Annotated in this window: 7 protein-coding genes; all 7 read left to right on the top strand. The window is 70.5% G+C overall.

The genetic code is table 11. The annotated features are described in order from the left end of the window. Positions 1-13 precede the first annotated feature (13 nt). The 7 genes from ACPEES_RS13805 to ACPEES_RS13775 are packed head-to-tail and all read left to right on the top strand — an operon-like array spanning position 14 to position 13427. Positions 14-2275: a hypothetical protein gene (locus ACPEES_RS13805; protein WP_435104093.1), complete on the top strand. Its 2262-nt coding sequence runs from the start codon at positions 14-16 to the stop codon at positions 2273-2275. Continuing rightward, entirely contained in the window at positions 2272-3273 is a 1002-nt protein-coding gene (locus ACPEES_RS13800; protein WP_435104092.1) for a C13 family peptidase, read from the top strand. Before ACPEES_RS13805 ends, ACPEES_RS13800 begins: the two co-directional genes overlap by 4 nt. After that, the gene (locus tag ACPEES_RS13795) at positions 3270-5861 is read left to right on the top strand and encodes a tetratricopeptide repeat protein (protein WP_435104091.1); all 2592 of its coding nucleotides are present in this window, start codon (positions 3270-3272) and stop codon (positions 5859-5861) included. Before ACPEES_RS13800 ends, ACPEES_RS13795 begins: the two co-directional genes overlap by 4 nt. A gap of 18 nt (positions 5862-5879) precedes the next feature. Continuing rightward, positions 5880-6902, top strand: a complete 1023-nt coding sequence (locus ACPEES_RS13790; RefSeq protein WP_435104090.1) for an AAA family ATPase — start codon at positions 5880-5882, stop codon at positions 6900-6902. Between the two features lie 53 nt (positions 6903-6955). Further along, positions 6956-7852 (top strand): DUF58 domain-containing protein, encoded by an 897-nt coding sequence (locus tag ACPEES_RS13785; protein WP_435104089.1) that lies wholly within the window; start codon positions 6956-6958, stop codon positions 7850-7852. A gap of 2 nt (positions 7853-7854) precedes the next feature. After that, on the top strand, positions 7855-9990 hold the full coding sequence (locus ACPEES_RS13780) for a VWA domain-containing protein (protein ID WP_435104088.1): 2136 nt from the start codon (positions 7855-7857) through the stop codon (positions 9988-9990). Then, entirely contained in the window at positions 9987-13427 is a 3441-nt protein-coding gene (locus ACPEES_RS13775; RefSeq protein WP_435104087.1) for a DUF4175 family protein, read from the top strand. The genes ACPEES_RS13780 and ACPEES_RS13775 overlap by 4 nt, the downstream gene beginning before the upstream one ends. The last annotated feature ends 352 nt before the right edge of the window (positions 13428-13779 follow it).

Raw genomic sequence — 13779 nt, 5'->3', positions numbered from 1 at the left:
GCGGTTACCGGCCGTGCTCGAATGGTTGCTGAAGTATCCGCCGGCATGGTTCGCCGACGGCAGCATCGTGATCGCCTGGCCCTGGTGGCTCTATGCCCTCGCGGTCGCCACGGCGGCAGCGGTGCTGCTGTGGGTCGCCGGTTACCGGCGTCTGGGGGGCGGACCGGCGACTTTTGCCCTGCGCCTGCTGCTGGCCGCCGTGCTGCTGCTCGCACTGGCGCGGCCGACGCTGATCAGTGAAGTCGACGACCCCATCCCCGGCCACGTTGCGGTTCTGCTGGACGACTCGCTGAGCCTGCGGCTGGCGGACGCCGACAGTGTCACCGGCACCGAGCGCATGGCCATGCTCGTCAGCGGCGAGCCCGGGTCCCTCGCGGCCACGCTCGATGAACGCTTCGACACCCGCTACTTCCGCTTCGGCGAGGGGGTTCACCCCTTTCAACCGGCGTCGGCGCTGGCCCACGCGGACGCACGCAGCGAGCTCGGCGACGCGCTGCTACAGGTGGCGACCGGCCCCGACGCGGGCTCACTGGCCGCCGTGGTGCTCGTCACCGACGGCGGTGGCGCCTCCCCCCACGCCCGGACCGGGCTGGACGCCGCCCTCACCGCGTTGCGGGCGGCGGACGTACCGGTACATACGGTCGCGATGATCCCTGCACGCACGGGGGGTGACCTGGCGGTTCGCGGGCTGCATGCGCCGCGCCGGGTGCGACCGGGTGACGAGTTCCCGGTGACCGTGGCACTCGCGTGGCAGGCATTCAGCGGCGATCGCGTCGTACTGACCCTGGAGGATGACGGAATCATCGTCGACCGTCATGAGCTCACCCTGCCGGAAGACCGCGAGCAACTGCGTGTACACCGGCGACTGAGCTTCGAGGAGGCCGGCGGCCGGCTGCTGACCGCCCGGGTCACCCCGCTTCCCGGCGAGACGGTCGTGCGCAACAACCAGCGCGAGCGCAGCGTGGTCGTGCTCGACGAGCCCATCCGTACGCTGCATTTCGAAGGCGAGCCCCGTTACGAGGTCAAGTTCATCCGCCGGGCAGTGGCTGGCGACCCGGCCATTCACCTCACCTCGCTGATCCGCACCGCGGACAACAAATACTACCGTGTCGGTGTCGAGGATCCCGGGGAGCTGGCCGGCGGTTTTCCGGACAAGGCCGAGACCCTGTTCCGCTACGACGTACTGATCCTCGGCAGCGTGGAGGCGACGCTGCTCACCCGCGAGCAACAGGCGGCCATCCGCGACTTCGTCGCCCGCCGTGGCGGCGGGTTGCTGCTGCTCGGCGGCCGCCACGCCTACGCGCGCGGCGGTCACGCCCGGTCTCTGCTTGCCGAGCTGATGCCCGTCCACCCGGTGGATGACGCCACGACCGGCGCCACCGACGTGGCCGTGCAGCCGACCACCGCCGGTCGATCGGACCCGCTGCTGGACTTCACCGGCACCACCGACGCAATCACGCCGTTTTCGCAGCTGCCACGGCTGACCGTGCTCAACCCGCTGCGGGAAGCGAAACTCGGCGCCCGCGTCCTGCTGCAGGGTCGCGCAGTGGACGGCGATACGCTCATCGTCCTGGCGAGGCACCGCTACGGCCGCGGCCAGGTCGCAAGCTTCGCGGTGGCCGACAGCTGGCGATGGCAGATGGGCGTCCCCGATGCACCCGCCGATCAGACCCACGAACGCCTCTGGCGCGGGATCATCCGGGATCTGGCACGGCACGCCGACCGGCGCGTTCGCACCGAGCTCTCGGTAACCCGGGCCACGCCGGGCGAGGCAGTCACCGTCTCGGCACACGCGCTCGACGCGCTTCATCGTCCCGACCCACAAGCGAAGCTCACCCTGGCCGTGACCACGCCGCTGGGGGAGATCCGGCGTTACCCCATGACGCGTTCCACCGAGGGCACCGCCGGCTGGCAGAGCGCACGCTTCGTGCCCCGTACGCCGGGCCGCCACGAGCTCACGTTGACCCTGCCGGGGGATGGCGAGGGCAACGGCGACGTGACGGTGCGCGAGCACGTCGATGTCACCGCCAGCGGCGATGAGTTCCACGGGCGGACGGCCGGAGGGCAACTCCTGGAGACGATCGCCGCGACCACAGGCGGGCGCCTGGTGGATGCCGCCGATGCACGGGCACTCGCCGGGGCCATCGACGACACCCGCGACACCCGCTCCGTGGTCAAGCGTCTGCCGTTGTGGGATGCGCCTGTCTTACTGCTCGCCGCGTTGACACTGATGTGCGCCGAGTGGCTGCTGCGCCGCGGCCGGGGGGTTGCATGAACGCCGCCCGCACACTGCTGCTGGGGCTGTGCCTGGCGTTCACGGCGCCGGCGGTCTCCGCAGCGGTGGGAGAACGTCACCTCCTCGTGGTCAGCGGCCTCGGCGGCGAACCCTACTACCGAGACGTCTTCCACCGCTGGTCGCTGACGCTGCTGGAGACGATACACGGCCGATACGCGATGGATGACGCACGCAGCATTTACCTCTCCGCGCACCCCGAGCTGGCCCCGGAGCGCGTCGACGGGATCTCCCGTAAAGCCGCCGTGCTCACCGCCATCGCCACGCTGGCCGAGCGCTCGTCGCCGGGCGACCGCATCCTCATCGTGCTGATCGGGCACGGCTCGGCCCAGGGCCCGGAGGCGCTGTTCAACCTGCCCGGCCCCGATCTGAGCGCGACCGATCTCGCCGATGCGCTCGCCGCGCTGGCGGACCGGCGCGTGGCGGTGATCGACACCACACCCGCCAGCGCCCCCTTCCTCACCGCGCTCTCCCGCGAGAACCGGGTGATCGTCTCGGCCACGGCCAACGCCGCCGAAGCGCAGCACACCCGCTTTGCCGCCTACTTCGTCGAGGCCCTGGCCAACGACGCCGCCGACACGGACAAGGACAAAGCGATATCGCTACTGGAGGCGTTTCGCTACGCCAAACGTCAGGTTGCACAGGCGTACCACAGCGAACAGCGACTGCTCACCGAGCACGCGCTGCTGGACGACGACGGCGATGGCCGCGGCAGCCCCGAGCCATCCCCGGAAGGCGGCGACGGGGGCCTCGCCCGGCGTTTCACCCTCGCACAGCCCGCCACCGACGGCGGCGATGAACGCGTCACCGTCGCGCAACAGGCGCTGGACGTACAGGCACAGCGGTTGGTGGACCTGATCGGGCGACTGAAACGGGACAAGCGGGTACTGCCTCCCGAGCGCTACCGGGACCGACTGGAATCGCTGCTGGTGGCACTGGCACTCAACCGGCGGGCCTATCGGGAGGTCGCGGCACGATGACCGGCGCAGCGGCCAGCCTTCACCGTCTGGCCGGTGCCCTGGCGCTGGGGCTCGTCATGGCGATGCCCCCCGTCAGCGGCGCCGGTATCGACGACGCCCGCAAGGCGCTCGACGCCGGCGACCCGGGCAAAGCCGTACGCCTGGCACGCGCCGTCACGGAAACCGAACCTGAACAGGCCGCGGCATGGCGAATACTCGCCCGCGGGCTCATCGCCACCGGCGAATACCAGCAGGCCGCCGAGGTCTACGAACGGGTCGCCCGCCTCGCACCGCAACCCGATCTGCCGGCGCAGGTCGCCCTGGCGCGGCTGGATACGCTCCTGGGACGGTCCGAGCGCGCCCGCCAGCGGCTCGAAGGTGTCGCCGACGTGGCCCGCAGGCGTGAGCGTGCGCTGACGCCGGCGGCCGACATCGCCGTCGGCGATGCGTACCGGCGCCTCGCCCGAAGCGATCCCGCCCTGTATCACGCGGCCCTGGACCACTACGAGCGGGCGATTCGCCGCGCCCCCGATGACCCGCGGGGCCACGTCGCCCTCGGCGAGCTGCTGCTCGACCGCTACAACAACACCGAAGCACTGCAAGCCTTCCGGACCGCCCTGGAGCGTGACGACGGCTACCTGCCGGCACTGCTCGGGCTGGCCCGTAGCCAGCGTTTCGACCATTCGCCGGCGGCGGAGCGCACGGTCGCGTTGGTCCTGGACCGACGACCGGGCTACGTGCCGGCGCGTCTCCTGCTCGCCCGCCTGCTCCTCGACGGCGGCCGCGTCGAGGCCGCCGAGCGTCACATCCACCGGGCACTCGCGGTTAACCCCCACTCCCCCGAGGCACGCGCCCTGCTGGCGGCGGTGCACTACCTCCGCGACGACCATGAGCGTTTCGGCGAACAGATCGCCGCAATCCATGGCGCTACGCCGGGCTATGGCGGCGTGTTCGAGACACTCGCCGAAATCGCCGGCCAGAACCGGCGCTACCGCGACGCCCTGCGATTCGCCCGCACCCAGATCGGACAGGATTCGCAAGCCTGGCGTGGCCACATGCTCGCCGGCGAGAATCTTCTGCGCCTGGGTGACATGAGCGCCGGTCGCGCCAGCCTGGATCGGGCTTTCCGCGGCGACCCGTACGACGTTCGCACCAAGAACACCCTCGACCTCCTCGATCGCCTGGCGGACTTCGAGACGGTACGCTCGGAACGCTTCACCCTGGTCGCTGCCCCCGGCGAGGCGGAGGTGCTCGCCCTGCGGCTGCTGCCCATCGCCGAACAGGCATACGAGTTCTTCGAAAAGCGTTACGGAGTCCGTCCGCAGACTCCCATTCGCATCGAACTCTACCCGCGTCACGAGGATTTCTCCGTACGCACCGTCGGCCTGGTGGGCGTGAACATCCTCGGCGTGTGTTTCGGCCCGGTGATCGCACTCAACTCGCCGTCATCCGGCACCTTCGGCCCCTTCAACTGGGCCTCCGCGGTCTGGCACGAGATCGCTCACAGCTTCCACCTGGCCGCCACCGGCGGCCGCATGCCACGCTGGTTCAGCGAGGGCCTCGCGGTCTACGAGGAACGCGCGGCCCACCCCGGTTGGGGCATGGACGTCACCCCCGACTTCCTGCACGCCTTCCACAGCGGGCGGCTGCCGCCGGCGAGCGACATGGACCGCGCATTTCTGCGCCCGAGCTATCCCCGGCAGATCGCACACGCGTACTACCAGGCATCGCTGGTGGTGGCGTTCATCGAGCAACGCCACGGATTCGATGCCGTTGTCGCGATGATCGAGGGCTTCGCCGAGGGCGCCACCACGGCCGAATTGATCGCGAAGCGATTCGCCATGAAGCCGGCGGCGTTCGACCGCGCATTCGAGACTTACGTCCACGAGCGATTCCGACATTCGCTGCGCGGCCTGTTCCCGGACGGACGCGGCGCCGGCGCCGATTACGCGGCTGTGTTGGCAAGGGGTCGCGCTGCTCTCGAGCAGGAAGCTTTCGCGGAAGCCCGCGAGCCGCTCCGGCAGGCGCTCGCGATGTTTCCCGACCATGCCGGTCCCGGCAGCGCGTATCGCCTGCTGGCCGACGCGGAGATCGGGCTCGGCAACCGCGCGACTGCCATGGACCTCCTCGAACGTTCCATCGCCATCGATGCCGACGACCTCGACGCCCACCGCACACTGGTCCGGCTCTACCGCGAGACCGGCGCCGCCGACGCCGCCGCGCGCACCCTGGAGCGCGCCACCCTCATTCAACCGTTCGACCCCGCCACCTACCGCGACATGGCGGCCATGTTCGAGCGGCGCGGCGCCTGGCAAGCCGCCATCCCCGCCCGCCAGGCGGTGGTCGCGCTCGGACCGGTGGACGAAGCGGGCGCGCGCTATCGACTCGCCCGCGCGTTGAGCCACGCGGACCGGACCGAGGCGGCACGTACCGAGGTGCTCCGCGCGCTGGAGATCGCGCCGCTGTACGACGATGCCCTGGAACTGCTGCTGACGGTGCGCGATCGACGCCTGACGGCAGAACGCCCAGACGCCGCACCAGGCGCCGAACCACGCCGGCCGGAACGCAACGGCCCGGCACGGGATGCCCCTGAACGCCGGGGTTTATGACTCCGGGAGGATACCGTCTTGAACACCGCTGCCCCGACCTCTGACGCCGAGCTCGCCCGGGCCCTCGAGCAGGACTATCACGCCGTGACCACGGAAATCGGCCGGCGCATCGTCGGCCAGACCGCGGTGGTCGAGCAGATGCTGGTCACCCTGCTCGCCGGCGGCAACGCCCTGCTGATGGGCGTGCCCGGGCTCGCGAAGACGTTGCTGGTGCAGACCATGGCGGAGACGCTTGATCTCAGCTTCTCCCGCGTGCAGTTCACCCCCGACCTGATGCCCTCGGACATCACCGGCACGGACCTGGTGCAGGAGGACCCGGCCACCGGGCGGCGCGAGCTGGCATTCATGGCGGGCCCCATATTCGCCAACATGGTGCTCGCCGACGAGATCAACCGGACCCCGCCCAAGACCCAGTCCGCCCTGCTGGAGGCCATGCAGGAGCGCCACGTCACGATTCAGGGCAAGACCTACCCCCTGCCCGACCCGTTCTTCGTATTCGCCACCCAGAACCCCATCGAGCTCGAGGGCACCTACCCCCTGCCGGAGGCACAGCTCGACCGGTTCATGTTCGAAATCGTGCTCGACTATCTGCGCGAGGACGATGAGCTCGCCGTGGTCCAGGCCACCACCGGACCGGCGGCCGCACAGCTGCACCCGGTGATCTCCCGCGAACGACTGCTCGCCTACCAGTGCCTGACCCGCCGCGTCACCGTCGCCGAGCCGGTGGCCCGCTACGCGGTGCAGCTCACCCGCGCGACCCGTCCGGGCACGCCCGCCGCCGCCCCGGCCGCTGAACGCTGGCTCACCTACGGCGCCAGCGTGCGCGCGGCGCAGTTCCTGGTGCTCGCGGGCAAAGCGCGGGCGCTCACGCGCGGGCGGGTGCACGTGGGTTACGAGGACGTGCGCGCCCTCGCCGCACCGGTATTACGCCACCGTCTGCTCCGCAACTTCCAGGCCGAGTCGGAACAGGTCACCGTGGACAGCCTCATCGCCGAGTTTCTGGGCAGTATCACACCCACGGCGAACGTGGGGTCTGCGTGATGCCGGCCCCCGGCGGCGCCACGGGCGGCGGGCGATCCATGGGAGGCGGCCGCGTGGCCGAAACGCGCTTCGTCGACCCCCACGTGCTCGCACGCATTCGCAACCTCGACCTCATCTCGCGGCAGGTGGTGGACGGCTTCATCAGCGGCCTGCACCAGGCTGTCTTCCGCGGCGTGTCGGTGGACTTCGCCGAACACCGCCCCTATGTGCCCGGCGACGACGTGCGACGCATCGACTGGCGCCTGTATGCCCGCACCGACCGCCTGTACATGAAGACCTTCGAGGCGGAGACCAACGCGGATGTCATGTTCGCCCTCGACATATCACGCTCCATGGGCTTCGACAGCCACGGGGTGAGCAAGCTCGATTACGGCCGCTTCGTCGTCGGCTGCCTGACCCATCTTGCCGCACGCCAACGCGACCGGGTCGGGCTCGCCGGATTCGATGACGACCTCGTCGCCATGATCATGCCCTCGGCCCGGCGCCGTGAGGCGGTTATGCACACGCTCTCCCGTCTCACCGCCGACCGCCCGGGCGGTTTCACCGGCGCCATCGAGCGCCTCGCCCGGCGGCTGACCCGGCGGGGCATCGTGGTGGTGGTCTCCGATTTCTACGCCGAGCCCGACGAAGCGGCCGCGGCGCTGGATCAGCTGCGGCTGCGCGGTCAGGAGGTCATCGCGGTGCACGTGCTCGACCCCGCCGAGCGCGACCTGCCGTTCACCGAACCCACCGTACTCGAGGACATGGAAAGTGGCGCCCGCTCACCGGTGGTGCCGGAGTCGATCCGCGACGACTACCGCCGCGAGCTCACCGCGCACCGGCGTGCACTGGCGCGCACGCTGGGGGCACGCCGCATGGACTACGCCTGTTTCGCCACCGACCAGCCCCTCGATCACATGCTCCACCACTACCTCTCCACCCGTGCCTTCCGGGGCCGGTTCAGGCGCTGATCATGGCACTGGCGCTCACCAGCCCCTGGATTCTGTTCACCCTGACGGCGCTCGCCGTCCCCGTGATCGTGCACCTGGTGCACCGCCGCGAGCGTGGTGGCCTCGCGTTCCCGTCGCTGATGTTCATCAAGCGCATGCCCTTTCGGGCCCGCCGGCGCAAGACCCTGCGCAACCCCCTGCTACTCGCGTTGCGGTGCCTGGCGCTGACACTGCTGGTGGTCGCCTTCACCGGCCCCGAGCTCGCCGAAGAAACCGGCGACGGTGCAGCAACCGCACCCGTGCGCGACACGGTGTTGCTGCTCGACCGTTCCTACAGCATGAGCCCGACCGCGCGCTGGCGGGAGGCCGTCGCTGCCGCCGAGACCGAGATCGACGCACTGACCGGCGACGAGCGCCTGGCCATCGTCACCTTCGACGAAACGGCCACACTGGCATCACCCTTCAGCAGTGACCGGGCCACCCTGCGTGCCGTGTTATCGCAGCTGAGGCCGTCGCATGGGGGCACCCGGCCGGCGGCCGCGCTGGGCCTCGCCGAACGCCTGTTGCACGAGTCGGGCGCGACACAGCCGGCCATCGTCGTGGTCTCCGATTTTCAGCGCTCCGTGCTGACGCGGCTCGACCGCCTTTACCTGGATACCCCCATCGACATCGAGCTCCGGCCCGTCACCGCGGCGGTGACGGCCAACGCCGCCATTCTCGGCGCCACGCTCGTTCCGGCGGGTCACGCCGGCGACGGCGCGGAGACCCTCGCCGTGCGGATACGCAATACCGGCACCACCGACCTCGCCAGCGTCAATGTGGCACTGGAAACCGATGGACGCCCCCGCACCCGGCGCACGGTCGACCTCGCGCCCGGCGAGGAACGCACGATATCCATGCCGGTGATAGCCGCCGCGGACCGCCAGATCGCCGCGCGGATCGTACTCGACGCCGACGATCTGCCGGCGGATGACGTCTACGACCTGGTGATAACCCCTGCGCCGCCCCTTCGCGTCGGGCTGCTCCGGGACTCCGCCACCGCCCCCGGCAGCGGGGAGCCGCCGGTCTATCTCGAACGCGCCCTCGCGGCAGCGACGCATCCGCCGATGACGGTCACCGGCTGGGCGCGGGATGCCACGGGCGACACCACGGCGGACATCGATGTGCTGATCGCCGACGATCTCGCCCTGCGCAATACCGGCACTCGTCAACGCGTGGCGCGATTCGTCGAACGCGGCGGCGCCGTGCTGATGATCATGACCGATACCGATTCCGCGGCACGACACCCTGCCAGCGACTCGCCGCTGGTGCCCGGGCGCCCGGGACCGGTACGTCGCCACCCGGCGCCGGGTATCGGCGTCGTGCTGGCCCCGGGGTTTCCGCCGGCATCACCCCCCCAGGCCGAAGTAAACCTCGCCGGGGCATTGACTGGCGTGCGGTTCCGCCTCTCGCGCACGCTGGATGTCAATCACGACGACATTGACGGCCCCGTGCTGGCACGCTTCGAAACCGGCGAGCCATGGCTGGTCGAGCACGCCCACGGGCGGGGACGGAGCGTGGTCATGACCGCCGGCCACACCGCCCCATGGAGCGATCTCGCGCTGGAGCCGGGCTTCGTGCCGCTGCTCCATGAACTGCTACGCCACCTCGCCCGCCGGGCCGACGTCGCCCTCGCCCACACGCCCGGCGATGTCGCGAATCTGCGGCGCCTGGCGACAAGGCTACCGAATGGTGCGGACTGGGCGCCCTTCCTCGCAGGCGGCGGCGCCGCCGTGGTAGAGCTACCCGGCGGCGGGCGGACCGGGTTACCGCCTGGGGAACACCTGCTGCGCGTCGGCGAGCGTGGCATTCACGAGGTACACCGCCGCGATGGTGGCGCACCGTCACTGATGCTGGCGGTGAATACCGACCGCCGCGAATCCCTGCTGACCGCCGCGCGCCCCGACGAGCTCAGGGAGCGCATCACACGGCGCCCGCTGCCGGGGGGCACACCCACCGGGGTGGCGGTCGCCACCGCCGGGGCCGCAACGCCGCTCGGCTGGTATCTGCTCGGCGCCGCTGCGGCCCTGCTATTGTTGGAAAGCCTGGCGGCGAACCGCCTCACCCGGCGCAGCCCAATGGAAGCCCGGCCACTCGGCCGGAGGACGACGACGCCATGAGCCGCTCCACCTCGACCCGGCATCCGGCACCCGCCGACGCCGAGCCGACGTTCGACGCCTGGCTCACCCTGGTCCGGCGGCGCTGGTGGGCCCGACGTACGCTCGAGGCCGCCACGGTCGCCACCGGCCTGGCCGTGTTCGCGATCGGCGTGGCCGTCGCTTATATGGCGACGGAGCGTTTCGACGAGGCGGCGGTCGACGCCGCACGCATCGCCATCTATGTGCTCCTGCCGCTCATCCTGCTCGCCACCGCGCTGGCGCTGCTGCTACGGCGCCTCTCCCGGCTGCAGGCGGCGCATTACATCGAAGCCCGCTCGGCCGGGCTCGATGCACTCGTGGTGAGTGCCGCCGAGGTCAACGAGCAGATGCGGGCATCCGGCGGCCGAACCGGCTCCGGCTCACTGGAGCGCACGCTCCTGGAGCGGGCCGCGGCGGCCTGTGCCGGTACCGGGAACGTGCGCGCACTGGAGCTGGCACGCCTGCGCGTAGCCGCCACGGCGTTCACGGCCATCGCGTTCGTCGCCATTGTCGGTTCCCTGTGGGGCCCGGCGCCCATCCGGCACGGTCTCGTACTGCTCGCAAGCCCCTCCGCCGACGCAGCGCCCGGCAACCCCTACCGCCTGACGGTCCGGCCCGGGGACGTGGTCGTGGCCGCCGGCGCGGATCAGGCGATTGCCGCACAGGCCGATGGTTTCCGCCCGGAACGCGTCGAGCTCATGACCCGCACGGCTGGAAAAGACCGCTGGACGCCGACGGCGATGACCCCGAGTGAAACCACGGCCGGCCATGAAGCCCTGCTGATCGATATCGACGCGCCGGTGGATTACTACGTCCGCAGCGGCCCGATCGAATCCAGTCGGCACCGGCTGGCGGTGGTGCCACGCCCGGGCGTCGAGCGCATCGATCTGCGCTACGAATATCCCGAACACACCGGTCGACCGCCGAAACGGGTTCGTGACGGTGGGCCCATCTCGAGTGTGCGCGGCAGCCGGGTGGAAGTACGCGTCGTCCCCGACACGACGGCGGAAACCGGCGCGCTGGTGCTCGACGGGGAGCGCCGCATCCCCCTGAAGCGAAGCGGCGATAGCCTGCGGGCGACACTCGCACTGGAGGCGGATGGGCGCTACCGCATCGAGCTGCCGGCGGGACAAGCCGGCCCGGTCGCCGCGAGCGCCGAATACCCAATCCGCGTGCACGCGGACGCCCTGCCGGCGGTGGCCCTCGAATGGCCGGGGCGTGACACACGGGTCACGTCCATCGAGGAGATCGGCATCAGCGCCAGCGCGCGGGACGATGTCGCCGTGCGCGCGCTGGAGCTGGTACTCAACATCAACGGCAGCGACGATCGTGTCATCACCTTCGAGCCTGCCCCCGACACCCCCACGGCGATCGAAGCCACCCACGTCCTGGCGCTGGAGACGCTTCCCCTCGAGCCCGGGGACCTCATTGCCTACTACGCCCGCGCGCGGGATGCGCCAGGCGATCCGGACCGTGTGGCCGTCACCGACCTCTTCTTCATGGAAGTCCGTCCCTTCGAGCGTCGCTACCATCGCGCTTCGGGCGGTGGCGGTGGTGGCGCCGGGGGTGGCCAGGGCCCTCGCGGCGCCGAGCTCAGCGCGCAGCAACGCTCGCTCGTCGTGGCGCTATTCAAGCTCAAACGCGAGCGGGATCGCCTCGACCCGCTTGTCGTCACCGATCGCATCGATACCCTGGCGGTGGCCCAGGCCCGGATTCGCGAGCGCGTCGACGCCATCGTCCGACGTTTCGGGCCACGCCGTTTCGTCCGCGACAACGAAGGCTATCGACGCATGGCCGAGGAAATGCCACGCGCCGCCCGGGCGATGGTCGACGTCGAGGCGAAGCTCGCCGGCGGCGACGTGGCCATTGCCCTGCCCAGGGCACGCGAGGCGCTGCGCCACCTTCAGCGAGCCGACGCCGCTTTCCGCGATGTCATGATTTCGCAGTCCCGTGGCACCGGCGGACAGAATGATGGCGCCCGACGTGAGCTCACCGAGCTCTTCCGGCTGGAAATGGACAAGTTCCGCAACCAGTACGAGTCCCTGCAACGCGGCCAGTGGAACCGCCCCGAGCAGGCCATCGAGGATGCCCTGGACAAACTGCGTGAGCTCGCACGCCGGCAGCAGCGCGAAATCGAGCGCACCCGGCTGCGCGGCCAGCAGGGCAGCGGCGGGACCACCACGCAGCAAGCGCTCGCCGCAGAGCTGGAGAAACTCGAGCGCGAGCTGGCACGCCTGACCCGACACCGAGACCCCGCGGTCACCCGCCAGGCCGAGAACGCCCGGGATCAGCTCCGTGCCGCCAGAGCCGCCATGGAACGCTCGGCACGGCGCGGCGATGCCGAGGCCGGCGAGGAAGCGCTGGAACGCCTGCGATCGGTTCAGCGCACTCTGGAGCGAGCCGGCCGTCAGGGGCTCGTGGAGGGGGTGACGCGCGCCCGGGAGCGTGCCGAGGTAGCGGCGGCGGAACAGCGGGACATCCGCCAGGCTCTGGACCGGCAACGCAGTGACGGCGACCAGCGTTCCGCGTCCCCGCGGGAGCTCGCCCGGCGCAAACACACCCTGGCCGGAGAGCTCGGAGAGCTCACCAACCAGGTTGGCCGCCTGCTGCGACAGGCACGGCAGGCGCAGCCCGAACTGGCCGGCGACCTGGAAGCCGCCGAGCGCATGCTGCGCGACCGGGGCCTGGAAGCACGCATGCGCGTATCGGCCGAAGCCCTGGACCGCGATCCGGAGCGCACACAGGCGGCACGCGAAGCCCAGCTAGAGGACGATATCGAGTTCGTCCGGCAACGCCTCGTCCGGGCCGACACCACGGCACGTGGTGACGGGCAGGCGGGTCTCAGCGAGGCGGAGCGGCTGGAACGGTTGCGGGCGCTGGTGCGCGGTCTCAAGGCGGACGAACAGCGCCTTGCCGATGCCGAGCGACAAGGCGCGGCGTCATCCAGCGGCGAGCAATCCACCGGCACCCCGCCGGCGTCGGGGGCGGAGGGGGCGGCGACGGCCGGTACCGGAACCGGGACCACTTCCAGCAGCACGGGCACGGGGCCTGTCGGGTCTGCGGGCGGTTACGATAGTAGCTATCGCCTCGGCGAATTCACGGCCCGGATGAGGCAACGCCTGGGCGAGCTCGGCGAGTTGGCGGATTCATTCCAAGGCGCCGGCGATGTCGCCCGCGACATCAGCGCCCTTGTGGAGGCACTGCAAGGCGAAACGGTTCCGGCAGACCTGCAAGCCCTGCAGCGCCAGCATACCGCCCTCCTCGCCCGGCTCCAGGACATCGAGTACCGCCTGCGCGAGAACGCCGGTGGGCACGCCCGGGCCGTGGCGGTGCGGGAGTCCACTGACGTGCCCCCGCGCTACCAGGCGGCAGTGAATCGGTACTATCGCAGCTTGAGCGAAGAACCAGGGGGAGAGTAAACACAAAGACGGAAAGGGGCGATGGCACACCAAGGGAGAGAAGATCCATTCGGCAACACAGTCCGCCACCGACGACGGTCGCTGGCGATTGCCACCAGAACGACAGCCCGAAACGTCAGCTGCCGAGAGCAGCTGACCTACCGACCGCCGGCGCCTCCTCACGCGGGCACACGCTCCAGTCGAACTCCGACGGGTCGAACAGGCCCGCGATGTATGCGGCCTGCGGTGCCCCCCCAGATAGCGAGAGCGACGGGCAGAAAGACCGAGCCGATGCTGAGATACTAATCTTCTCAGAAGTATTGTCATACGTCAGAGCACCACAGCGGCCCGGGGGCAAGACGCGTTCGCGCCG

The organism is Arhodomonas sp. AD133 (genome assembly GCF_051195215.1).
GTDB lineage: Bacteria > Pseudomonadota > Gammaproteobacteria > Nitrococcales > Nitrococcaceae > Arhodomonas.
This window is presented reverse-complemented; position numbering and strand designations above follow the sequence as displayed.